We start from the raw sequence: 23,695 nt of genomic DNA on the forward strand, positions 1-23,695 counted from the left end.
TAAGGTCACAGAGTGCTCAACTCCCGACGGCAGGAGAAGTAGAGCGATCTTCCTGTGTCGTCACACCCAACTGCTTGAGTTTGCGGTGCAAGGCACTTCGTTCCATGCAGACAAAATTGGCTGTCCGACTAATATTGCCGCCGAAACGCATCAGCTGAACCTGAAGATACTGGGTCTCGAACAGATCGCGTGCTTCGCGGAGCGGAAGGCTCATGACGTCTGCCCCTGAGTTCAGTCGTGTCATGGAAGGTGCCCCCTGACTGATGCTGGAGGGCAGCATATCAGCCCGAATGGGATCACTCCCCGAACCCGGCATCATGATCAGGAGACGTTCCATCAGGTTCCGCAATTCGCGAACATTGCCCGGCCATTCATAGGCCTGCAAGGCAGCCAGCGCATCTACGGAAAGCTCACGGATTGGCAGTCCGGAAGACTGTGCACAGCGCTCAAGAAAGTGCTTGGCCAGACCCGGAATATCTTCCCGACGCTCGCGCAGCGACGGAATACGCAGCGGCACGACAGCCAGACGGTAATACAGATCTTCCCGGAACCGATGCGCCATGATCTCAGACTGCAGATCCCGGTTGGTCGTTGCGATGACACGAACATCCACCTTGATGCGCGTATTCCCGCCAATCCGTTCAAACGTCTGATCCTGAAGGGCACGGACAATCTTGCCCTGCGTTTCCAGAGGCATGTCGGCCACTTCATCAAGGAGCAATGTCCCCCGATGAGAACGCTCCAGAACGCCCCGGCGCGCTGGTTGCCCATCGCTACCCTCAAGGCCGAAAAGTTCTTCCTCAAAGCGGTTCGGAGCCAGTGTGGCACAGTTCAGGGCAACGAACGGACCTTCCGCACGGCGGGACCGTGCATGGATCATGCGCGCGGCCACTTCCTTGCCGGAACCAGCAGGACCGGTAATCAGCACCCGGGAATTGGTGGGAGCTACACGCTCGATCTGAGCACGAACTGCCGAAATGGCTGCACCTTCGCCAGAAAGCGTCGTTTCCGGGCCGGCCCTCAGCTTCAGTTCTGCATTTTCCCGCTGAAGACGCGCAGCTTCGAGGGCACGCTGCACCACAACCAGCAACCGGTCCGACTGGAACGGCTTCTCGATGAAGTCATAGGCCCCATGCTTGAGACTGGCCACAGCCGTTTCAATCGTCCCGTGGCCCGAAATCATGACTGCAGGCATTCCCGGCTCTTCGGCCCGCATGGTCTTGAGCAGTTCAAGACCATCCAGCTTTGAACCCTGCAACCAGATATCCAGAATAGCCAAAGACGGCCTGTTAGCCCTGAAAAGCTCCAGAGCCTGATCGGAGTTCGCGGCCGTACGGGTCGCGTATCCTTCGTCGTTCAGGATACCCTCGATCAGGAACCGGATGTCCGGCTCGTCATCGACGATCAGAATCTCATGTTCCATCTGTCACCCTCATGATCCGGCCTTCCTTCTCTCCCGCACCGTCCGGCTCCGCCAGAGGCAGAGACAGCGTGACGAGCGTCCCGCGCCGCCCATTGGACGGATCAGGGTCCCGATCGGTGAGTTGAAGCATCCCGGCATGGTCCTCCATGATCTTTTTGACAATCGCAAGACCGAGGCCCGTGCCCTTTGCCTTGTGTGTCACATAGGGCTCGGTCAACCGGTGGCGTTCCCCCGCTGGCAGACCGATCCCGTCATCTTCTATCCCTAGCAGGACATGCCCGTCCCGAATGTGCAAGCCCACCACAATGTGACCAATTGGCTGCACCAGCCCCTCAGGACCATTTTCTCCCGGTTTTCCGCGGCCTGTCATAACAATGGCATCGGCAGCATTCTGTAGCAGATTTGTCAGCGCCTGCCCTATGAGTCGCCGATCACACCGCACAATAGGCCCGGAAGGCGGAAGATCGACCGTTTCAAACACAATGTCCGGATGGGCATTTCTCTGAAGAACGAGAGCTTCACGACAGATCCGCGAAAAATCCTCATTCTGCATGACAGGCTGCGGCATGCGCGCAAAGGCTGAGAACTCATCGACCATCCGGCCGATGTCGCCAACCTGCCGGACAATCGTGTCCACAAGCTGGGTATAAGTGTCCGGATCGCTCTGGATTTCCTTCAGGAACCGCCTTTTGAGCCGTTCTGCGGCAAGCTGGATCGGCGTTAAAGGATTCTTGATTTCATGAGCAACGCGACGTGCGACATCGGCCCATGCGGCCTTACGCTGTGCTGACTGAAGGGCGGTAATATCGTCAAAGGTGACAACATAGCCCGCAACATCCGTGCCACGCAGTTCTGCCACAACCCGGACCAGAAGTGTCCGGCCCGCTCCAGCACCGCCACCTTCACCCGGTCCCCCGGGGCGCTGCGCACCGTCCGTGTCTACCTGAATTTCATCCGTATGCACGCGCTCGGGCGCAAAACGGGCCTTGTCAAGCAGAGCGGAGAACTCTGGAACACTCACAGAAAGCTTCGTGCCGATGGCAGGCTTCAGATCCCGTTGCAACACAACAGATGCTGCACGGTTTGGGAGTTCAATCACCTGCCCACGATCCAGACCAATCACACCCGCCGACACACCCGCAAGAACAGTTTCCGTAAAGCGGCGACGTTCATTGATCTGATCATAAGCCTGCATCAATTCCGAACGCTGGCTCTCAAGCTGATCCGTCATCCGGTTGAAGGCACGGGACAGGCCCACAACCTCATCATCCTTTTCCCGACTGGATTTTGCGGGAACCGGGACGCGGACACCCAGATCCCCCTGAGAAATCCGCGTCGCAGCAAGAATCAGAAGACCCAGCGGGTTGGCAATACGGTTCGCCAGGGCAAGACCGGTCAGCATACCAACCGCGAGAACCAGCAGCCCCATCAGGCCAAAGATCACCACGACCGTGACCTGTGTCTTGCCACGGTTGGCGATCATGCGCTGATAGTCCTGCACGAGTTCATTCGTGCGGCGCATGTGATCCAGAACCTCCGGATCGACAGGCCGTGTAATAACTAACATCAGGCCGGAATTCCCACCCAGCGACACCACAGCACGGACAATCCGCTGATCAGGTCGGTCCAGAATGGCAACGTCCCCTGCACGCGCCATTTCCACAACTGATTTGGGCGGCAAGGCAGGTCGCGCGTTCATGTCGGTGTTACCCAGAAGTCCCCCCACCCCCAGAACCTTATTGGTCAGGGGATCAAAAACTTCTGCATCCGTCAGGCCACGCTCATAGACCTCGTCATCCAGGAGTTCCTGAAGACGCGCCGGATTATGGAAGAGATCCGTTCCATGCGTGAACAGTTCATCGTTCTGGATGAGGATGAGCGTGTTGGCGAGAGCAAACGCTTCCGTACGGATATTGTCGTTATGTTCCTGCAAATATCCGGCAGCGACAGACCGCGCTTCTGTCAGCGCATTACTGACACGATTGGAAAACCAGATTTCCACGCCATAGTGGAAGAACAGCGCTGCCACAGCTCCCACAACGATCGTTGGCGCAACCGCCACAATCCCGAACAGCGTGATAAGCCGCGCATGGAGCCTCGCGCCCGCCAATCCAAGCCGGCGCTCCGCCAGCATCCGCCCGATCTGCACCACGCCCGCTGCCGTGATGAGCATGAGCATGATGAAATCGAGCAGGAAAATGATCGCCTGAACCTGCGGGCGATGCGCTAGAGACATTCCCCCTGCAAGAACAACAAAGGTCGCAAACGCCAGAACCAGCGCCATCACGGTCAGGAGAACCACCCCGTTGGCGCTTGTCAGTCGTCTCAGCAAACGCCCCGGAAACAAAACACTCACTCGTCACTTCCCTTTGGAACCGTGATATCCAGTTCCCTGATCTTCTTGCGCAGGGTGTTCCGGTTCAGACCAAGCATGGCCGCTGCCCGAAGCTGATTACCGCTTGTGCGCCGAAGGACCATGGTGATGAGTGGCCGCTCCACTTCCCCAATCACGCTGGCATGCAGATCGCCTGCATCATTTTCAAGACCGGTTTCAAAATACTCGGTCAGCGGGCGCTCCAGAGCTCTGGCCAATCCCCGAGGGCGATCATTTCCAGCTCCGGGAAGCCGACAGACAGCACTGATCCGTTCTGGCCCAAGACGCTGGGATGGCTCGAATGCCGTCAGCCAACGATGCAATCCGGCCTGAAAACCACCTTGCCGCAACAACAGGGTCAGGTCATGCCGACTGGCAGCAATAATTCTGACATCCGATTCCAGACGTTCGATTTCCTCAATAAACCGAGCCTGCAAAGCCGGATCCAGACAATCGATCTCATCCACAAGCAGAGTGCCGCCCTGGGCTTGCGCAAACCATCCCGATTCACGCCCCCCGAACAGGGCTTCTTCCCGTAAAGCGCAGGGGGTGGCGGTCAACGCAGCGACAATGAAAGGCTTCCGGGCTCTACGGCTGTGGCTATGCAGACGGCGCGCCACATCCTGCCGATCCAGCCGAGAGGCCCCATAAAGAAAAACCGGCCGACAGGCGTCATCCGCCAGAAGGGGTTCAACCTGCGTCATCATGCCTGACGATCAAGGCAACGATCAGACAAGAGATGCCTCACGACCTCAGGCTGCCTCACTGCATCCATCACGCGGCATACTCCCCGCAGGACCATTCTCTCGATCCCTTACGACGCCAGCCTCAATGTGCCGATCATAGAACTCTTCCATCATCCCGATCGCTTCCGGCGCGTTATCCACGCGATTAATGGCAGACCGGAATGTCGCAGAGCCCGGAAGCCCGGCGGAATACCAGGAAACATGCTTGCGAGCGAGCCGCAGACCGGGACGTTCTCCGAAGTGATCGAGCATCATCCGGTAATGGCGCAAAGCAATGGATTTTTCCGTCGCCAGATCCGGATCAGGGACATCCTGCCCCGTTTTCAGGGACTGAGCGACCTGAGCCGTGAACCACGGCCGCCCATAACACCCGCGCCCGATCATCACGCCATCCGCCCCGGACTGATGCAACGCTTCACGCGCATCGCGGATCGAATTGATGTCCCCATTCACGATCACCGGCAAACCGACAGCATCTTTCACGGTCTTCACATAACGCCAGTCGGCCGTCCCGTTGTAGAACATCTGACGCGTACGCCCATGTACCGTCACGAGCCTGATTCCACTCTCTTCCGCGATTTTCGCAAGCCGTGGCGCATTCAGGGAGTTGTGATCCCAGCCCATCCGCATTTTGAGCGTCACAGGAACATTGACCGCGCGTGCCGTCGCCTCAAGGATTCTTCCGGCCTGCACTTCATCACGCATCAGGGCCGAACCAGCCATCTGCCCGATCGCAACCTTCTTCACGGGGCAGCCGAAATTGATGTCGATGAGGTTAGCCCCTCCATCAACCGCAATCTTTGCAGCCTGCGCCATCGCTTCCGGATCACAGCCCGCAAGCTGTACGGCATTCGGGCCATTATCAGCAGGACGCGCCATACGCATGGTATTTTCGTTTTCCCGGATCATCGCCCAAGACGCGATCATCTCAGACACCACAAGCCCGGCGCCCAGGTCGCGCGCAAGCTGACGAAACGGCAGATCCGTCACGCCCGAAAGCGGAGCGAGGATCACCGGGTCTTCGATCACCACACCCTGGCCAAGATCAATCGGCGAAAGAACGCGGTTCGGGGGAACGGAAGGAGAGGAAGCTGTCATGACACTGCCAATTTACCGATGCGTCCACGCAAGCGCAAACGCTCCTTTACCACGAAACCGTCAATACCCTTGAAACGCTATGGCCTCACACCCCTTTCATACCCTGCAAGGCGGGGCCGGAGCCTTCCATGCCGCACATTACTGCCAGTGACGGAACCCGTATTTACTACGACGAGCAGGGGCACGGTCGGCCGCTCGTCCTCATTCACGGATGGACATTTTCCGGACGGTTCTTTCACCGCAACAGAGAAGCCCTGGCAGAACATGCGCGTGTCATTACCATGGACCTGCGGGGTCATGGCCGTTCAGACAAACCGAAACATGGCTACCGTATCGCCCGTCTTGCTGCTGATCTGCGGGACCTCATCGGAACATTGAATCTTCAGGACACCACGGTTTTAGGCTGGTCCATCGGGTGCCCGATCATCTGGTCCTATCTGGAACTGTTCGGGCAGGACCGGCTCCGAAGCGCCATCTTCGTACAGCAGACACCGAAACAGTACTATTCTCCGGAATGGAAGCTCGGCCATGCCACCTGCTACGATCAAGCCGGGCTGACATACCTTCAGCAGCAGGTTTTTCTTGATTCCGAGAATTTTGACCAGACCAATCTGGCAGACTGCCTGAGCCACGAAATCCCCCAGGATGAAAAAGCCTTCCTCCTGCGAGAAATGGCAGCAAGCCCCGATTACGCTCGTGCCGCCATGATGGCCGATCATACGACGCAGGACTGGCGGGATGTGTTGCCGCATTTGAGTCTGCGGTCCCTTATGATGGTCGCCGAGAAAGACAAGATTCTTTCTGCTGGCGGCCCTGCCTGGGTGGCAGATCACATGCCAAACTGTGAAGCCGTCTTCTTCAAGGACAGCGCCCATATGGTGTTCATTGATGAAACGGAGAAATTCAACCGAACCGTCATCGAGTTCCTGAAAGGCTGATCCCATGACCCTGCCTTTCCTGTTCGGTATGAACGAATTCACCACCCAACCCTGGTCTTTCGAAGAAGACGTTGCGTATTACAAAGCCGCTGGCGTTCAGGCCCTCGAGATTTGTGAAGCGAAACTGGATCCTGCGCGCATCCATGAACAGATGACCCTGGCCGCCAGCAGCGGAATGGTCATCAGTGCAATTCAGCCGTCAGTTCGTACATTCTTTGAGAGCCGAATGGCTCCCAAACCCTCCGAGCCAGCCCAAAGGGTTGCACGTCTCAGAAAAAGCATTGAGACGCTCGCGCCCTATGCGCCGGGCACCGTCTTCGTCACCAACACGGGCGCACCACCAGACGGCAACATGCATCGTGTCATGGATGAAACTGTCCGATATCTGCGAGACCTCTGCCCTCTGGCAGCCGATCTTGGCGTTTCTCTATCGCTGGAGCCGTTGAATCCGACCTCTGTAAATATCGAAAGCGCTATCTGGACCATTGATCAGGCAATGGACATCATTGACGGTGTCGGTCATCCGGCCATGGGATTATGTCTCGATTACTGGAACATCTGGCAGCAGGATGACGTCTGCTCCGCCATCTACCGTGCCGGAGACAAGATCAACGTCCTTCAGGTCAGTGACTGGCGCACACCTTTTTCCACTATGGACCGCCTGATCCCCGGTGACGGACTGATCCCGCTGCACGATCTGCTTCATGCCACGTGGGAGGCCGGTTTCCGCGGGGCCTGCACAGTCGAAATCTTCTCATCCGATGTGCCGGACAGTCTCTATGATGGAGACCTCAATGATCTGATTGCAGCCTCTCGGGAGGGGCTGGAGCAGGCATGGCAAAAAGGCTGACCTCAGCCTGTGGGGCCGATTTCCAGCCGATGCCTCGCAAGACCGGCTTCCGTAATCACGAACCGACCATCATCACGCAACCGCACAAACCCCATGCGCTCAAGACGCTCCAGGCAGGGCTGGTCACGTAGCCCCGTTGGGCGTCCGGCATCGCCGCAAAGAAGCAGACGATGCAGTGTCGAGCGACAGCACGTTTCGAGATAGGGTTCGTCCCACATTGTTCCGCGTCTATCGCGTCCCCACGCTGCCGCCAAGCCCTCTGGCATCACGTTCTACCCGCCCCTGTGCACCACCCGGCAGTTTGCGGTAAGGAAAAGACCCATGATTGATCTTGGAAAACTGGCCACGCCCCTCCTGCATCGCTTTGACCCGGAAACGGCGCACGAGCTTGCCATAAACTCCATGGCCCTCGGCCTCGGGGGGGCTGCCCCGAAAGACGTTCCGGCCCTCGCGACCCGCGCATTTGGTCTTCGCTTTCCGAACCCGATCGGCCTGGCAGCAGGCTTTGATAAAAATGCACGCGCCGTACGTCCATTGGCCAAGCTTGGATTCGGCCATGTGGAAGCCGGAACCGTGACACCACGTCCGCAGTCCGGTAATCCGCAGCCACGCCTGTTCCGCCTGCCGGAAGACGGAGCCATCATCAATCGTATGGGATTCAATGGCTGCGGGATTGATCGGTTCTGCCGCAACCTCGCACGTCTGCATCGCCCAATGCCCAATGGCCGCACACGCGGTGCGACCGTGCCTCTGGGCGCGAATATCGGCATTAACAAAATCGGCGCGGAACCCCTGCGGGATTACCCGGAACTTGTCTCCCGCGTCAGTCCATATGTGGACTATGTGACGATGAACCTGTCGTCCCCCAACACACCGGGCCTGCGGGATCTTCAATCCGCCCAGATGCTCACGGATCTTCTGGCAGCGATCAACACCCGCAATCCGGACCGTCTGCCCCTTCTGGTCAAGCTGGCCCCCGACATGGATGACAGTTCTTACGAACCCATTCTCGAAGCGGCCATCGCGGGCGGAGCGCAAGGGCTGATCCTGACAAACACAACCATCGCTCGACCCGCTGGACTTCACAGCTCTTACGCGACGGAAACAGGCGGTCTTTCCGGACGCCCGCTAGCCCCTCGCTCCCGGGAAGTCCTGAAAGTCGTTTCGCGCCTTAACGAAGGACGCATCGCTCTGATTTCCTGCGGTGGCATCGAGACAGGAGACGATATTCTCGACCGCATCTGCACAGGCGCCGATATGGTTCAGATCTATTCGTCCTTCGTGCTCCAAGGCCCCGGCATTCTGGCACGCCTGAAGACGGAACTTCTCGAAGCCATGCGCCGCAAAGGTTTCGAGACGATTTCTGATGCACATGGCTCTTCCAGACCAGCCTGATACAGCCCTTTCCTGACCGCCAGTCATTTCCAGCGCCCCTGTTTTCTGTAACGGGGGCGTTTTCTGTTTTGTCGTCGAAAAACGCTGACAAATCAGAACGGATACACGCCCTTCCTGAACCTTGCCCCCTTCAGATCGTTGACATGACCATCCACACCAGGAGTGAAAGCGCCACATGAAAGAGCATAGACCCATAAGGCCCAGAAAAACCGGGCGAACTCGCCTGACCCGCAATGGTGCCTTCCTTGCCCTAACGCTCTTTTGTGGCACGCCTCTTCTGCCTTCTGACACCCAGGCAGCGCCTCCTTCGGTAGCGCAGACCACACCACAGAAAATCCCAGCTGACACGAATGGTGGCCTCGGATGGAGTGCTGTTTCAGACACGATCAATCGGCAACTTGAAGACAGTTCTGCAACTCTCAAGCAGATCTTCGCCACACTCAACCGCGCCGACGCCAATATTGGCAGTAGCGAACTCGACAATCTTGCGGCTCGAACCCAGCGCGTTCAACAGAACACACAGGACGCCCTGAACCAGATCCAGTCGTATGACGACATCACGGATTCCTATCTCAAGATTCTTGGCCCCAAGGCTGCGGACAACGAAGACAGTTCCGTCACAGCCCAGCGCACACGCCTTCAGCAGAATTCGCAGGCGGTCAAATCAGCATTAATGCGCGCTAAGCTCTATAACTTACAGGCCCAGCAACTGAATTCGGCTGTGGCCACACGGCGTACCCGCCTGCAACAGGCAGCCCTGTCAGAACGCACCGTTTCTCCAGCCGCACCAAAATTCTGGCATGCGCTTCTGACCGAACGCCCTGAAAACCGGTCATCCCTCCATGCCGATGGCGTTCTGGCAGACTGGATGATGCTCCTCATCGGCAGCATCGGAAGTCTAATCCTGATCGGGGTCATCTCGCCTTTTACGTTAAAAGCCCTTTCCCGTGCCGGAGCAAAATTCCGCACGTCCGCCGAAAACGGTGTGAAAGACGCACTGGCCGGCAGTATTCTCGCCATTACGCTCAACGGCATTCTCTGCGCGGTCTTTAGCGGCATTGTCTGGCTCATCTGGAGTGCAGCGGCTCTTGATACGGAAGGCGGTCCAATTGCCCTGACACTTGGGGAGAGCCTTCCTGTCTGCGGCTTTATCATCGGCGCTGGCCTTCCTGTCTTTGGCCGCAAGGGTGTTCTGGCAGAAGGAAACCCCGGAGAACGGAAAGCGCTTCGGGGCGTGGACTGGATGCTGGCACTCAGTATTCTGTCTCTGAACCTTCTTCGGGCTTTTCAGGCGCAGGACGTTTTCGGCCCAACCCTTCAGACGCTGCTGGAAATTGTTTTCTCCCTAGGGGTTGGTCTGTGCGCAATTGATGTTTTCAGACGCCTGGGCAATCAGGACGATACGAAAACATTCGCCCCCACATCGCTTGGACTATCGTCTCTGGTCTTCGGTATCTCGTTGGTCGCCATTCTGCTGGGCTATGTATCTTTTGCCTTCTCCCTGAACGGCTGGCTGCTCTCAATCGGTACGGGTCTGGCCGTCGTCGTTCTGCTTGGCCTGTGCTGGCGAAGCGTGCTGGATCATGTTTTTGAGTCGGAAGGGCGCTTCAGTGTTCGCCTTCATGCGCTTGGCCTTTCATCCCGCCGCCTGACCCAGATCAGTGTCATTTTGTCCGGACTGGGCAACGTCCTGCTGCTTCTGCTGCTTTTCTCGATTGCACAGACCGATGGTAGCTTCAGCATGGGCGATATCGGAAACCGGCTGAAGCTTCTGTTCGTCGGTAACACGATCCATGGCGTTAAAATCTCGCTCGACACCGTTGTTCTCTGTGTCGGTCTGGTGATTGTCGCCTACTATCTGATCCGCCAGACAAAGCACTGGATCCGGGATCGCTTTCTGCCAACAACGCAGTTGGATATTGGCGCGACCACATCCATTCTCAGCATCTTCACCTACTGCTCCTGGATCCTCGTCGGCCTCGGCATTCTTTCGATTGCCGGCCTGTCCGTCCAGAATCTGACATGGGTGGTGAGTGCTCTGTCTGTCGGTATCGGTTTTGGTCTTCAGTCTATCGTCCAGAACTTCGTATCCGGCATGATCCTGATGGCAGAGCGCCCTGTTCGCGTTGGAGATCTGGTCGAGATTGCTGGTGCCAAGGGAGACGTTAAACGCATCAGTATCCGTGCAACCGATATCAGCCTGGGCGATGGCTCTACGCTTATCGTGCCAAACTCCCAGTTCATCACCTCCAGCGTAAAGAACTGCACCACTTCCGGTTCGACAAGCGTACTGACCCTGAACTTCAAGGTGCCCAGTACGGCCGATCTGGATAAGGTGAAGTCCCTGCTGATCGAGGTCGCGGCACAGCGTCCCGAAGTGCTGTCAAATCCGGCTCCGTCCGTAAAGGTCAGCGCCTTGTCCAACTTCAACCTGACGATGAGCCTGAGCGTTCGCATCATGTCTGCACGCGATGGCGGTGGCGTTCAGGATGCCATCCTGTTTGATGTTTTCCGCCGTTTTGGCGCAGAGAACATCACGCTCACAACAGCCTGAGGCGGTTCAATACCCTGCCGGAAAATCTCGCTTTTCCGGCAGCCAGCCATTACCGTCTTTCTGTCTGCACTGTCGGGACACGGACCATGACTCCGCCGTCACATCTTTCCGGGCATTCTTCCACAGGGCAGGTCTTCCACCTGCCTTTACGCTCACGACTGCTGAATGTCCCGGAAGCTGCCGTTTATCTTGGATTATCCCTGCGCCGCCTCAAAACTCTCGCCATTCTGGGAGCAGGCCCAGAACGGACACATACGCCGGATGGACGTCCCGCTTACAGACGGGAAGATCTGGAGACATATCTTTCCGTCCTTTATGAAAAAGCAGATATTTCAGGGACTGAAAAAGTGCGCCGCCGCGCGGAACGCGCCAACCAGCGCAACGCCGTTCTGGAGCACCTGCAAACGGACCGACGGGCAGATCTGCCCTCACCTGATCCCTTCATGATGATGGCCACGGCCGGGGAAATGTCTCACCATATGATCTTCTTCGTTCTGAAGGTCATGATCATTTTTGGTTTCATTCTGCTGTGTATTTCACCCACGCCACTTCTGCGGACACACTTCAACTGAAATCTTAAGCACCGTTAGAGCACATAACCAGGCTCTAACGGTGCTTTCTCTCTTCCCTAGAACCCGCAGAGAACGGCTTTTCCAATCCCTTTGCCGCTCTCCATAAGCTCATGGGCCTTACGCAGGTTTTCCAGCGTGATCGGTCCGATCACCTGCTTCAAGGTCGTCCGCAAAAGGCCGGCATCCACCAAAGATGCCACCTGCCCCAGAATACGACCCTGTACCGCCATATCGGGCGTATCAAAAACAGGCCGCGCGAACATGTATTCCCAATGAACAGACAGGGATTTGCGCTTGAACGGCATAATGTCGAACTCGCCCGGATCATCAATCATGGCCAGCGCGCCCTGTGGAGCCAGTGCTCGAACAATGGCCTCCTTGTGCTGACCTGTCGCTGTCAGACCAGCCACATACCGTACATGCGGGATGCCAATACGGGCCAGTTCCTGATCCAGAGGCCGCCGATGATCGATCACATGATGCGCGCCCATGGCCTTGCACCACTCGACCGTCTCCGGCCGGGAAGCCGTCGCAATGACTTCAAGCCCCGTAAGACGACGGGCAATCTGTGTCAGAATAGACCCGACACCGCCCGCTCCACCAACGATCAAGAGTGCATCGGGACTTTCCATTTCACCCGCCCGCAATCCCAGCCGGTCAAACAGCAGTTCCCAGGCCGTCAGAGCTGTCAGCGGCAGAGCCGCGGCTTCCTCATCGGTCAGACTTTCAGGAGCACGCGCAATCAAACGCTCATCAACAGCCTGAAACCGCGCATTACTGCCCTGACGCAGACTACTTCCTGCATAAAACACCCGGTCTCCGGCTCGAAAGCCCCGAACCTGCCCCCCTGTCGCAACGACGGTTCCAACAGCGTCATACCCCAGAACGCGGGCTTCTCCGTTCGGAGGGGCGACAGAGCGCAGCTTCGTATCAACCGGGTTAACGGAAACAGCCGAAATCTCAACGACGACGTCTCTGGGGCCCGGTTCAGGAGTAGGAATATCCAGTTCCACCAATGCATCTGCCTCGTCGAGACGGGTGGCACGTGTATGTCCAAAGGCTTTCATGGGGAACTCCGCAAACGTCTCAGGAATGACGATCCATCAGCATATTGGTGACCGCAGATTTGAAGGGCAGCAGACGGTTGGCCACAGCCAGCCCAAGCTTTCGAGCGGCAAGAAATGGCGCTTCGTCGCGCGTATAAACTGTGGCAATCGCATTGGTGGCTGCAAAAAGGGGCGCCGTCGCCAGACGATGCGTCCGGGCAAACTTTGCCAGCACCGATGTTGCCCCTGCATCACCCGGACCGTCATGAATAGCCCGAGCCAGCGTTTCCTGCCCCTTAAGCCCAAGATTGAACCCATGAGCGGTAATCGGATGCATCCCGACCGCAGCATCCCCGATCAGCGCGAAGCGTGGCGCATGAAAACGATGGGCATACACAGCTTTCAGCGGATAAGAACAGCGCGGGCTTTCAAGCGTCATCGGCCCCATGCGGCCGTGTGTACGCTCCGTGATCTCCGCGTTGAATGCTTCCGGTTCAAGGGCCTTGAGCCGAGCAATGTCTTCATCAGGCAACGTCAGAACCAGTGAGGACGAAGCCCCTTCCCGCCCATCAGGCGCGATTGGCAGCAAAGCAATGGTCTGACCTTCATCGAACCACTGAAGTGCCGTGTGGTCTGACCTTCATCGAACCACTGAAGTGCCGTGTGGGCATGAGGCTCGGGGTGATGCATGCGGCAGACCAGAATGCTCCGACCGAAATCATGAACAATCGCGCCAATTCCCGCAGCGTCCCGCAGTTTCGAGAAGCGACCATCAGCAGCGACCAGAAGGTCCGCGTCCAGCTTTGTACTATCTGTCAGGGTTACGCTCGCGGAGCGCGCATCATGCCGTGCCGTTTCAATCCCCTCGCCCGCACGGATTTCAACACCAGGCGTGCGAGCGGCCACGCGATACAGCGCACGGCGGATCAGATGATTGGCAACCAGATGACCCAGCGCATCAGGTCCCTCAGCCGGTGCATCGAACAGAAGCGGAGGACTCCCCACAGCCCCGGTTTCAATGCGGGCCGTATGCATCGGGCAAATGGACTCTGCTGGAATTTCGTCCCAGGCCCCCGTGTCCTTCAGCCAGTTGGACGCATGATGTGTCAGGGCAATTTCGCGACCGTCGAAGGGCGGATCAGCAAGAACGGAGAGTGGAGACCGTTCAACAACGCAAACCTTCCGCCCATCCCGAGCCAGAGAAATGGCACAGGCAAGCCCGACCGGGCCACCGCCCGCCACAATCACATCATACGTCATGCGTGTCAGCCTGCGTCTGCGCCAAATGTAACCGGCTCACCTTTCCAGATGGCCATGTAGTCATCAACGTCGGCCCGCTTGCGTCCCTCGACCGGCTTTTCCGGCGTTCCTACAAAGAGGAAGCCAGCCAGACGATGAGGCTCCTTCAGACCCAGCGTTTCCAGTAGAGCACGGTCTTCCGAAAAAGCACCCGTCACCCAGACGCCACCAAAGCCTTCGGCATGAAGGGCGTTGAGAACGTTCATGGCCCCCGCGGCCACAGACATTTCCTGTTCGATGACCGGGATCTTGCCATCGGGCTCAATATGCATGCCCAGAGCGATAATCATGGGCATGCTGGAAAAGCGATCCCGGCGCTTGGCCTTCTTGGCATCGGCGATCCCGGCGCTTGGCCTTCTTGGCATCGGGAGCATCCGGCTCCTGACGGTCCATAGCTTCAAGCACCACCTGAGCGAATGCCTCACGGTGCTTTCCTTTGATAACCGTGTAACGCCAGGGGCGCATACGACCATGATCCGGCGCTCGCAGCGCTGCGGACAGGATATCGCGAAGCTGATCTCCCTTGGGGGGCGGCTCCACGAGATTATCCGTCGAGGCGCGGGAGAGAAGGAATTCGAGGGATGCATGATGATGTGCCATAGGTTCAGATATGGCGCGATCGACCGCATCCGCCAAGAGGCTTGCAGAGTCTTGCTCAAACTCTTGAAGAGAGGTGACAGAAACCCTGTTCTGCGGCACTCTATGAGCCTCCTTTTCCATCACTCATTTCAGGGACAGCGTGGAAATAACCCTCACGCTGGTGTAGCAGAACCACCATGACCGAAACCCGTCACGTCCGTCTGCACCGCGCGACAAGCGAAACCGACATCACTCTGGCCCTGTCTCTCGACGGCCAGGGACGCTCCACCGTGGACAGCGGCATCGGCTTTTTCGACCATATGCTGACGGCGCTCGCCAAGCATGGCGGCTTTGATCTTGAGCTGATGGCCAAGGGTGATCTGCATATCGACGGGCATCACACGGTTGAAGACGTGGGGATCGTTTTCGGTCAGGCATTCCGTCAGGCCATCGGCGACAAGCGCGGCATCGAGCGCTTCGGTCATGCGCTGGTTCCGCTTGATGAAGCCCTATGTGAAGCCGTAGTGGATATTTCCGGCCGCCCCTATCTGGCCTGGAACGTCATGTTCCCGCGTGAAAAGATCGGCACGATGGATACGGAACTGTTCGAAGAGTTCTTCCGTGCTTTCGCCATGTCAGCCCATATCGCCCTGCACCTGACCTGCAAGGCTGGCACCAATGCCCACCATATCGCGGAGAGCGGCTTCAAGGCCGTAGCACGCGCCCTACGCGTGGCCGTCTCCATGGACCCGCGTGCGGCAGGGGCCATCGTGCGGCAGGGGCCATCCCGTCCACCAAGGGCGTCCTGTGAAGCTATTCACACCTTGTGTTGACCCGAATTCATCCCGACCGCTCGGCCTGCCCGTCATGGTGCAGGACGGGTTTTCGTGGCGCGTTCTTTTTTTCGGTTGGCTGGGCCTCCTGACTTACGGCAGCTGGATTTCAGCCATGATGGCAGCGGCTGCTTCAATCCTGCTCCATCTTCTGGTGACTGCTCGATGGGAAATGGCTCTCATCGTCAGCCTGCATGCCGCTCTGGCCACTTTCACGTCCGATATCCGTCTGTGGGAAATGCGCCTTAACGGGCGCAAGATCGGTGCGCCGATTGCTGCCCCCAGCAAGGATATCGCGCTGCTCCGCTGGGCGGATCGGCAGCCTTCTTCCGTTTCACTCCCGGAGTTCCCATGCGCGTCGTCGTAATTGACTATAATGGTGGCAATCTTGCCTCGGCCGCTCAGGCTGCCCGCAAGGCCGCCACCCTTCGTGGCATCGACGCCGACGTCACCATCACCCGCGATGCCGATGCGATCCTGAATGCCGATCGTCTTATCCTTCCGGGTCAGGGTGCTTTCGCGGATTGCGCCGAAGGACTGGGCACCGACCTTCGCAATACGCTGGAAACAGCAACCGCCAATGGCACACCTTTTCTCGGCATCTGCGTCGGCATGCAGCTCATGAGCGAATATGGTCTGGAGCATGGTCGCACAGAAGGCCTGGGCTGGATTTCCGGTAATATCCGCCGCATGGACGAAGCCGCCGATGCCGGTCTGCGCCTGCCCCATATGGGTTGGAACACTCTGGACTTTACGCCCGGCGCGCATCTTCTAACAGAAGGGCTGGAAGCGGGCGTGCATGGCTATTTCGTCCATTCTTTTGCCCTGCATGACGGCAACCCTGACGAACTGGTCGCAACCGCACAATATGGCTCTTCGGTCCCGGCCATCGTCGCTCGCGGCAATCGCTGTGGAACGCAGTTCCATGTTGAAAAAAGTCAGGCTGTCGGCCTCACCATCATGGGCAACTTCCTCCGGTGGACATCATGACCGTTACCTGTGAACGCGTCATGTCGTCCCTGTCTCCCGATGACATGGAAGCCCTATGTGAAGCCGTAACAGCCGCTATTCTCGATGGCGGTGGCTTCGGGTGGCTGCAACCACCCGGCTCTCAGGCACTGGAACGCTACTTCGAAGGCATGCTCCTCGTTCCGGAACGCAGTCTTTATGTTGTTCGTGACAAGGGCATGATCTGTGGTGCGGGCCAGTTGGCTCGACCACCCTCCAGTTATGAAGCCCATGCCGCCACCGTCAATCTGACGGGATTTTTCGTAGCCCCCTACGCGCGTGGTCGCGGCCTTGGTCGCGCGCTGGCCAACGCCATGATCCAGGGTGCAAAAGCCATGGGCTGCAAGGTTATTAACTGCGACGTGCGTGAGACGCATGACGCTGCTATCAGGCTGTTCCGGTCGCTCGACTTCGAGCACTGGGGAACCCACCCCTATTATGCACGGATCGGAGGTCAGACGGTGCGCGGACTTTTCTTCTCCAAACTTCTCGCCGGTGAACATGAAGCTGCGCGCTGGCAATCCAGCATTGCTGCGCCAGACGCCGGTGGCGCACCTGCACCGTCCGAAGCGCCCGCAAAAGCCACACACGGCCTGACACTCTATCCCGCCATTGATCTGAAAGACGGCGCGTGTGTGCGTTTGCGTCGTGGTGAGATGGAAGATGCCACGCATTATTCTGATGATCCGGCCGCACAGGCACGCCTGTTTGAAGAAGCGGGTTGTCGTCACGTTCACGTTGTGGATCTGAACGGCGCTTTCGCTGGAAAATCCACGAATATTCCCGCTATTGAATCCATCGTGAAAGCCACAAGCCTACCCGTGCAGCTTGGTGGTGGCATCCGGGATATGGCTGCGATCGAACGCTGGCTGGAAGCTGGCGTGTCTCGCATCATTCTAGGGTCCGTCGCCGTCAAGGACCCGGAACTTGTCCGTCAGGCAGCGCGCGCATTCCCCGGGCAGATCGTTGCCGGCATTGATGCCCGGCAGGGGCGCGTGGCAACGGAAGGCTGGGCGGAGGTGTCCGAACTGGAAGCCAATGATCTGGCCCTTCGCATGGAAGACGCAGGCGTTGCTGCCATCATCTTCACGGAAATCACGCGTGACGGCATGCTGGCCGGTCTGGATCTGGAACAGACCGCCGATATGGCCCGCCGCCTCTCCATTCCCGTAATTGCGAGTGGTGGTGTTGGCACGCTGGATCACCTGAAGGACCTGCGTGAAATCGCTCGCACGGTTCCTGGCATTTCGGGAGCCATCGTCGGCCGTGCGCTTTATGATGGCCGCATTGCCCTTAAGGACGCCTTGGAAGTTCTCGGTTCATGCTGAAACTCCGCGTCATTCCCTGCCTGGACGTCAAGGACGGCCGCGTCGTCAAAGGGGTAAACTTCGTCTCCCTTCGTGATGCGGGCGATCCGGTTGAACAGGCAAAACTCTATGACGCCGCTGGTGCCGACGAGTTGACGTTTCTGGACATCACGGCCAGCGTCGAGAACCGGGATACCATTCTCGATGTCGTTCGCCGGACGGCTGAAGCCATCTGCCTTCCTTTGACGGTGGGCGGGGGCGTTCGCACCTGTGAAGACATGCGGCGCCTGCTTTTGGCTGGTGCTGACAAGTGCGCCGTAAATTCTGCGGCGATTACGCGTCCGGAACTGATCCGCGAAGCCTCGCAGCGCTTTGGCAGCCAATGCGTAGTCGTCGCCATTGACGCGCGCTCGAATGGTCGCGGCGGCTGGGAAGTCTATGCCAAGGGCGGCCGCGAACCTACCGGACTGGATGCGGTGGAATGGGCCAAGAAAATGCAGGATCTGGGTGCGGGCGAAATCCTGCTTACCAGCATGGACCGTGACGGTACGAAGTCCGGTTTCGATCTGGATCTGCTCAGAGCTGTCTGTGGTACAGTGACCATCCCTGTTGTTGCATCAGGCGGCGTTGGCGAACTGCATCATTTCGTTGAAGGCGCGCAGGTTGGCGCAAGCGGCCTGCTGGCTGCCAGCGTTTTCCATTTTGGACAGTTCCGCGTTGGGGACGTCAAACAGGCACTGAATGAGGCCGGCCTTCCGGTCAGACTTGGAGAATAAGGCAATGGCAAAGGCAGCAAAACCGGAAGAGCGTAAAGCACCTCTGGCAAGAGAACATGTGCTGGAACGCCTGTTCGAAACAGTTCAGTCCCGCCGTGGTACAGACCCGACGTTAAGCCATTCCGCACGGCTGATGGCACGCGGGCGGAACAAAATTGCCCAGAAATTTGGCGAAGAAGCCGTCGAGTGCCTGATTGAAGCCGTGAATGGCAATCGCAAGGAACTTATCGGAGAGAGTGCTGACGTTCTGTACCATCTTATTGTGATGTGGGTGGACGCAGGTGTATCCCCGGAAGATGTCTGGGCGGAATTGAAACGTCGCGAAGGCACCAGCGGCATTGCCGAAAAAGCCTCCCGCCCCAAAGAAAAAATCAGCTGAAGGACGCGCTGGCATGACCTACGATCACAGCAACATTTTCGCCCGCATCCTGCGCAAAGAAATCCCGTCCCGCACGGTTTACGAAGACGATTACGCGCTGGCCTTCCACGATATTGCACCGCAGGCTCCAATCCACGTTCTGGTCATCCCTAAGGGGCCATATGTGTCGATCGCAGATTTCAGCGCGACAGCCTCTGCTGACGAGATCACCGGCTTCTGGCGTGCCGTCGCGAAAGTGGCAGAAGATGAAGGCCTGACGAGAGAAGGCTTCCGTCTCATCAGCAACTCGGGTGCCAATTCTGGCCAGGAAGTCCCGCACTTCCACGTCCATCTTTTCGGCGGCACCACCCTTGGCCCGCTACTCTCCAAAAAATCCTGAAATAACGCTTGCCAAGCCTGAGGGGGTCTTCTATTAACCCCCTCGCCCTAGTCCCATTCGTCTAGAGGCCTAGGACACCGCCCTCTCACGGCGGCAACAGGGGTTCGAATCCCCTATGGGACGCCATTGATTTTATTGGGTTTTCCAAGAAATCAGGCTTAAAAATCAGATTATTCGCGCCATTTCTGCGCCACTCCTGTAAAAATGGTAGGGGTGAAAGATATGTCTGAAGCAACTTCAAAACCTGAGAATCGAGACCCTGCAACAGGCAGAACCCTACCAAAGGGAATCTACTATCGAGCCCCAAAACAGTATCAGGCTCGCAAGCAGATAGATGGCAAACGTGTCATTAAGACTTTTGAGTCCGCTGCTATCGCCAAACGCTGGATTAATGAGAAATCCGCCGAAGCTGAATTGGGACTCTTTCGAGATACGTCCCCACTAGACAAACATACTGTTGAATCGTTGGTCTCACGCTTTCGTGATGACCATATGCAAAATAGGACTACAGACAGGATTGGACACGTTCCCGCCATCCTGCGCGATGAAATTGCACAAACAAGGCTCTCAAAGCTGAACTCGGGAGATGTGCAAGGCTCTCAAATTTCGGGACAGAATGCTTGAATCGGGGCTAGCCCCTTCCACGTGCGTCAAACGACTCAATTTATTAGCGTCAATCATTCAGCACGCAATAAGCGAATGGGATATACCGCTAACCCAAAACCCCGCCTCTGGTAGAATCGTTAAGCGTCCAGCAGGCGCGGACAAGAAGCGGAATCGTCGTCTTAATGACGTTAATGCAGAAAAATCGGAATATGATCGCCTGATTGAATGTATGGCGGATTCTGTCTGTCCTGATGATATCTGGCTTGTAAAGTGGTCAATTGAGCAAGCGTGTAGGCGTGGTGAGTCCTTGTCGCTGACGTGGGGAGATGTTGACCTTGATGGCAAGACAATCTCACTGGCTCGAACGAAAAACCAGAAACATAGAGAAGAACATGGACCAGAAAAGCGCCCTCTGATGCCTGGGGCTCGTCGCCTCTTGATTGAAAAGCTTGCCTCTTATGAACATGAACCAAAGCCAACAGACAAAATTTTTAATGTTGGAACCGAAGATGCTTTTTCTGTTCGATATAGTCGTTATGTTAAAAAAGCAGGATTAAAAGACCTGACTTTTCACGACCTTAGACACGAATCAACTTCACGATTGGCTAAAATCTTCACCAATCCGTTAGACTTGTGTCGCGTCACGGGTCACAGAGATTTAAAATCTCTGGACAGATACTACCAACCAATCCTTGAAGACTTGGCTAATTTCGCAGAAGAACAAGAAAAAATATTGAGAATTGCATATAAAGAAGATTGATGGGCTCTGTGCCCAACAACAAGGAGCTTGCTCCGCTACGTAGTTCCCCTTCCTGGAAGCACGCCAGGAAGGGGTTAGGGGATGGTTTTGTCCTGTGTTAGCGGGGCTTATATCCAACTGCATTCATTTCTTCGGCTTCTAGTTCGCTTATATCTTTCTTGGGATTATTCATTTTTTTCAACTTTGCATTTGTTCGTGCTGTAAGCAATTTTGCATTATTATCTGCATCTTCGCGGGCTTTCTTTTGTTGCTCTTCCAGCAACAATTTTTGCTCTTCTTCTTGGCGTTTTTTGAGTTCATTTTCAGGACCATTTTTATGAATATCTTCAATTATATCTTTATCATTGTTTAAAATATCTTCTTTAATATTCTTCAATTTTTCAAAATCATCTCTTGTTTTTTCAATGTCATGTTTTTTGTCATAATCTTCTTGGTCTCGTTTCTGTTTATCTTGAATATATTTTGCTTCATCATAAGAAATACGCAACTTAGTATCATACTTGTCAGATAAATTGTTTTCTTTATTGGATAATTCTGGAAGAAATTCTTTTAATTCTGATAATGTTTTAACATCTTTTTTATACTCTTTGTTGAAAGATTTAAACATTCCATATTTTTTATTTTCAAGAATTTTTATTTTTTCTTCACATTGCTCTTTTTCTTTTTTAGACTTTAAATAATCTTGGAAAGGTTTATTTTCTAAATCATATTTAATATCTTTCCATCCTCGGACTCTCGGTCTGTTTTTCAAAATTTCATATTTTTCTTTTAAGGAAGAATTGACATTTTTCAGTGCTGATTTTTTAAGAAATCTTTCTTTTGAAATCCTATTTAATTTATTCATCTTTTCAATATTTTTAAAATATTCATCAATGTCTTTATTTAATCTTTCGAGATTTTTCCACTCTTCAATAATAGCATTTGCTGCTCTGATTCCAGCGGCTGAAGCTGTTTTGTCATCACTTTCAATTTTTACAGAAGCAATTCGAGAAGAATTTATGCGAGCCTTTGCAACAGCATATGAAGTATTTTTGCTGTTTGCTCGGATGTTTTGAGCAACATTTTTTGCTGGCTTTGAATATCTTGGAGCAATTCGAGAATTTGCTGGATTGGTGATTCTTCTGCTGGCTGTTCTGTCAGTAATTCTATTATTTCCGCTGTGTTCTGGGCTGATTTCTTGGCTTGGCTGTATGTCGCTTGTTGTATCGTTGGCTTTGTTGAACCTGAGTTTTTTCCTTGTTGTTGCATTTTCAAACTCCTTTTTAAATATTTCTTTTTTCATAGATAATAATCTATTGGCAGAGCCAATTAGAACACCATCTTTTTCTATAATATAAATACCCTCTTTATTGCCCTCTTTTATGGAATAACCTTTTTGTGAAAGAGCACTTTTAAAAGATTTCATACCATCACATAATTTATATATCTCTTTGATATTATTCTTTTCCGAAGGAAGATTAGTTCCTCTTCTTCCTGCTCTTTGATGGCTATCTTGGCTATATGAAGGGCTAGGCAAATCACCCTCAACCAGGTGCTTAACCTGGTTGGCTTCTGATATTTTTCCTTCTTTTTGAAGGGCAAAAAATACCGCTTCATTGTGCTGACCTTTGATTAAAGTCTGCCCTGTTCTGATTTCTGATAATCTGCTTAGTTTCTCATTTCTGGCAAAATTATTTTTCAAATCGACAGCTTTGCCTGTCTCTGGATTCAGATAAGGCGCTATCATATGCCAATGTATGGGGCTGTTTTCGTCGTTCTGGCGGGCTTTGCGGTGTTCAACAATTACAGAATCAGAAAGATTAAAGCCGTATTCATCAGCGATTGCTTGAAAGTCTTTATAAGCCTCGGCTCTTGTAATCTCTTTTTCAGGAGAGATTTTAAAGTGCTCAAAAGCATATTTTAAACCCTGCTGACGTGCGTCGTTTAGCATGTCTTTCATGTCTTCAGGGTTGCCCTGAAGGGCTTCTATTTGCTCGTTGGTTGGTCCTTCAAAAATATGGGATGCTGTCTTTGATGTGCCAGATTTGCACGAAACAGCCCCGCCTTTAATTATCAATTCTGCCCCTCATTGCCTGAACAACTCGTGCAATATTTTTTTTAATTTTGGACAAATCAGGAATGTCATGTGCTGTTTTTGTCTGGTTTGAGTGCTTCGCAATTTGGTTAATATTATTGCCAATTGCTGAAATCTCACGCCTGATTTTTAGAAGTTCGTCCTTTAATTCATTTCCAGTTGTTCCGCTGGCAATGCTTTCACGAACCATTTCTCGCAACATGGAAGAAATATTATTATATCCAATTTCTTCAGCGTGTTTCTTCCATTTTTCCTTTTCATCAGGATTTAATTTTATAAAAAATCTGTCTCTTTGTGCTGTCGCCATTTTCCTTTCCTCCTTATGTTTCTCCATTCTTCGGGGTCAACGGGGCAGAGCCCCTTGCCAATTGGGGGGCAACGCCTCCCATGACTGGCTATTATAAAAAGAATGTATAATAATTATAATAAGAGAGAGAAAAAAACGGAAGAAAAACAGACTAAGATGTAATTAAAATACATTGTTTTTATGAAAAAAGAAACGCGACAGTATATCGTGATTTTATAACCGTGATAAATGCAAAAATATTTATGCATTATCGTTTTATTATTTCCAAGATAACAGAATAATATTTTTGTTGTTTCGAGTAGCAGTTTAAAAATGCTTACAAATACACAAAACCATCCCCTAACCCCTTCCTGGCGTACTTCCAGGAAGGGGAACTGCGTAGCGCCATAAAT

The 23,695-nt window shown here is 54.6% G+C and carries 22 protein-coding genes, 1 tRNA gene and 2 pseudogenes; 15 read left to right on the plus strand and 10 right to left on the minus strand.

Going from position 1 to position 23,695, the window contains the following annotated elements; translation table 11 throughout:
* Nucleotides 1-16: 16 nt before the first annotated feature.
* From ntrX to dusB, 4 genes are read right to left on the minus strand one after another with little or no spacing between them, the layout of a single operon-like run.
* The gene (gene ntrX, locus AC3B6F_RS03920) at nucleotides 17-1,423 is read right to left on the minus strand and encodes a nitrogen assimilation response regulator NtrX (protein WP_010502315.1); all 1,407 of its coding nucleotides are present in this window, start codon (nucleotides 1,421-1,423) and stop codon (nucleotides 17-19) included.
* On the minus strand, nucleotides 1,413-3,779 hold the full coding sequence (locus tag AC3B6F_RS03925; RefSeq protein ID WP_489823439.1) for a sensor histidine kinase NtrY-like: 2,367 nt from the start codon (nucleotides 3,777-3,779) through the stop codon (nucleotides 1,413-1,415). Before AC3B6F_RS03925 ends, ntrX begins: the two co-directional genes overlap by 11 nt.
* Complete coding sequence (locus tag AC3B6F_RS03930; protein WP_489823440.1) at nucleotides 3,776-4,504, minus strand: sigma 54-interacting transcriptional regulator; 729 nt, start codon at nucleotides 4,502-4,504, stop codon at nucleotides 3,776-3,778. The genes AC3B6F_RS03925 and AC3B6F_RS03930 overlap by 4 nt, the downstream gene beginning before the upstream one ends.
* 45 nt (nucleotides 4,505-4,549) lie before the next feature.
* Entirely contained in the window at nucleotides 4,550-5,641 is a 1,092-nt protein-coding gene (gene dusB / locus AC3B6F_RS03935) for a tRNA dihydrouridine synthase DusB (RefSeq protein WP_010502322.1), read from the minus strand.
* Between the two features lie 128 nt (nucleotides 5,642-5,769).
* Between dusB and AC3B6F_RS03940 the strand changes: the two genes are divergently transcribed.
* A complete protein-coding gene (locus tag AC3B6F_RS03940; protein ID WP_489823441.1) occupies nucleotides 5,770-6,579 on the plus strand; it encodes an alpha/beta fold hydrolase in 810 nt (269 codons plus the stop codon).
* A gap of 4 nt (nucleotides 6,580-6,583) precedes the next feature.
* The gene (locus AC3B6F_RS03945; protein WP_489823442.1) at nucleotides 6,584-7,429 is read left to right on the plus strand and encodes a sugar phosphate isomerase/epimerase family protein; all 846 of its coding nucleotides are present in this window, start codon (nucleotides 6,584-6,586) and stop codon (nucleotides 7,427-7,429) included.
* Nucleotides 7,430-7,431: 2 nt separating this feature from the next.
* Here AC3B6F_RS03945 and AC3B6F_RS03950 read toward each other — a convergent pair whose 3' ends face one another.
* The gene (locus tag AC3B6F_RS03950) at nucleotides 7,432-7,647 is read right to left on the minus strand and encodes a hypothetical protein (RefSeq protein WP_489823443.1); all 216 of its coding nucleotides are present in this window, start codon (nucleotides 7,645-7,647) and stop codon (nucleotides 7,432-7,434) included.
* A gap of 103 nt (nucleotides 7,648-7,750) precedes the next feature.
* Here AC3B6F_RS03950 and AC3B6F_RS03955 point away from each other — a divergent pair, with 103 nt between their 5' ends.
* From AC3B6F_RS03955 to AC3B6F_RS03965, 3 genes are all read left to right on the plus strand, one after another.
* Nucleotides 7,751-8,824 carry a quinone-dependent dihydroorotate dehydrogenase gene (locus AC3B6F_RS03955; protein ID WP_489823444.1) on the plus strand — a complete coding sequence of 358 codons (1,074 nt, stop codon included), beginning with the start codon at nucleotides 7,751-7,753 and terminating at the stop codon, nucleotides 8,822-8,824.
* A 175-nt stretch (nucleotides 8,825-8,999) separates the two neighbouring features.
* Entirely contained in the window at nucleotides 9,000-11,378 is a 2,379-nt protein-coding gene (locus AC3B6F_RS03960; RefSeq protein ID WP_489823445.1) for a DUF3772 domain-containing protein, read from the plus strand.
* A gap of 86 nt (nucleotides 11,379-11,464) precedes the next feature.
* Nucleotides 11,465-11,950: a hypothetical protein gene (locus AC3B6F_RS03965; protein ID WP_062503182.1), complete on the plus strand. Its 486-nt coding sequence runs from the start codon at nucleotides 11,465-11,467 to the stop codon at nucleotides 11,948-11,950.
* 56 nt (nucleotides 11,951-12,006) lie between these two features.
* Here the strand turns inward: AC3B6F_RS03965 and AC3B6F_RS03970 are convergent, their stop codons facing one another.
* The 3 genes and pseudogenes from AC3B6F_RS03970 to AC3B6F_RS03980 form a co-directional block, all read right to left on the minus strand.
* Nucleotides 12,007-13,017: a zinc-binding alcohol dehydrogenase family protein gene (locus AC3B6F_RS03970; RefSeq protein ID WP_489823446.1), complete on the minus strand. Its 1,011-nt coding sequence runs from the start codon at nucleotides 13,015-13,017 to the stop codon at nucleotides 12,007-12,009.
* A gap of 19 nt (nucleotides 13,018-13,036) precedes the next feature.
* Nucleotides 13,037-14,256: pseudogene (gene ubiM, locus AC3B6F_RS03975) on the minus strand (5-demethoxyubiquinol-8 5-hydroxylase UbiM).
* A 5-nt stretch (nucleotides 14,257-14,261) separates the two neighbouring features.
* A pseudogene (locus AC3B6F_RS03980) lies at nucleotides 14,262-14,895 on the minus strand (nitroreductase family protein).
* Nucleotides 14,896-15,071: 176 nt separating this feature from the next.
* Between AC3B6F_RS03980 and hisB the strand changes: the two are divergent.
* The 10 genes from hisB to AC3B6F_RS04030 all read left to right on the plus strand — a co-directional run bounded on the left by hisB (nucleotide 15,072) and on the right by AC3B6F_RS04030 (nucleotide 20,922).
* The gene (hisB, locus tag AC3B6F_RS03985) at nucleotides 15,072-15,707 is read left to right on the plus strand and encodes an imidazoleglycerol-phosphate dehydratase HisB (protein WP_489823447.1); all 636 of its coding nucleotides are present in this window, start codon (nucleotides 15,072-15,074) and stop codon (nucleotides 15,705-15,707) included.
* Nucleotides 15,682-16,074 (plus strand): hypothetical protein, encoded by a 393-nt coding sequence (locus AC3B6F_RS03990; RefSeq protein ID WP_489823448.1) that lies wholly within the window; start codon nucleotides 15,682-15,684, stop codon nucleotides 16,072-16,074. The genes hisB and AC3B6F_RS03990 overlap by 26 nt, the downstream gene beginning before the upstream one ends.
* Nucleotides 16,059-16,697 carry an imidazole glycerol phosphate synthase subunit HisH gene (gene hisH / locus AC3B6F_RS03995; protein ID WP_489823449.1) on the plus strand — a complete coding sequence of 213 codons (639 nt, stop codon included), beginning with the start codon at nucleotides 16,059-16,061 and terminating at the stop codon, nucleotides 16,695-16,697. The genes AC3B6F_RS03990 and hisH overlap by 16 nt, the downstream gene beginning before the upstream one ends.
* Complete coding sequence (hisA, locus tag AC3B6F_RS04000; protein WP_489823450.1) at nucleotides 16,694-18,043, plus strand: 1-(5-phosphoribosyl)-5-[(5-phosphoribosylamino)methylideneamino]imidazole-4-carboxamide isomerase; 1,350 nt, start codon at nucleotides 16,694-16,696, stop codon at nucleotides 18,041-18,043. The genes hisH and hisA overlap by 4 nt, the downstream gene beginning before the upstream one ends.
* Nucleotides 18,037-18,798, plus strand: a complete 762-nt coding sequence (gene hisF, locus AC3B6F_RS04005; RefSeq protein WP_099213110.1) for an imidazole glycerol phosphate synthase subunit HisF — start codon at nucleotides 18,037-18,039, stop codon at nucleotides 18,796-18,798. The genes hisA and hisF overlap by 7 nt, the downstream gene beginning before the upstream one ends.
* Before the next feature lie 4 nt (nucleotides 18,799-18,802).
* Nucleotides 18,803-19,177, plus strand: a complete 375-nt coding sequence (locus AC3B6F_RS04010) for a phosphoribosyl-ATP diphosphatase (RefSeq protein WP_034880569.1) — start codon at nucleotides 18,803-18,805, stop codon at nucleotides 19,175-19,177.
* 13 nt (nucleotides 19,178-19,190) lie between these two features.
* Nucleotides 19,191-19,556 (plus strand): histidine triad nucleotide-binding protein, encoded by a 366-nt coding sequence (locus AC3B6F_RS04015; protein ID WP_023943393.1) that lies wholly within the window; start codon nucleotides 19,191-19,193, stop codon nucleotides 19,554-19,556.
* 50 nt (nucleotides 19,557-19,606) lie between these two features.
* A tRNA-Glu gene (locus AC3B6F_RS04020) sits at nucleotides 19,607-19,682 on the plus strand.
* A gap of 96 nt (nucleotides 19,683-19,778) precedes the next feature.
* The gene (locus AC3B6F_RS04025) at nucleotides 19,779-20,180 is read left to right on the plus strand and encodes a hypothetical protein (protein ID WP_489823451.1); all 402 of its coding nucleotides are present in this window, start codon (nucleotides 19,779-19,781) and stop codon (nucleotides 20,178-20,180) included.
* A complete protein-coding gene (locus tag AC3B6F_RS04030) occupies nucleotides 20,143-20,922 on the plus strand; it encodes a site-specific integrase (protein WP_489823452.1) in 780 nt (259 codons plus the stop codon). The genes AC3B6F_RS04025 and AC3B6F_RS04030 overlap by 38 nt, the downstream gene beginning before the upstream one ends.
* Before the next feature lie 97 nt (nucleotides 20,923-21,019).
* Here the strand turns inward: AC3B6F_RS04030 and AC3B6F_RS04035 are convergent, their stop codons facing one another.
* A complete protein-coding gene (locus tag AC3B6F_RS04035) occupies nucleotides 21,020-22,978 on the minus strand; it encodes a hypothetical protein (protein ID WP_489823453.1) in 1,959 nt (652 codons plus the stop codon).
* Nucleotides 22,968-23,303 carry a plasmid mobilization protein gene (locus tag AC3B6F_RS04040; protein ID WP_489823454.1) on the minus strand — a complete coding sequence of 112 codons (336 nt, stop codon included), beginning with the start codon at nucleotides 23,301-23,303 and terminating at the stop codon, nucleotides 22,968-22,970. The genes AC3B6F_RS04035 and AC3B6F_RS04040 overlap by 11 nt, the downstream gene beginning before the upstream one ends.
* Between the last annotated feature and the right edge of the window lie 392 nt (nucleotides 23,304-23,695).

The sequence above is a fragment of the Gluconobacter sp. ESL1110 genome (assembly GCF_058107395.1).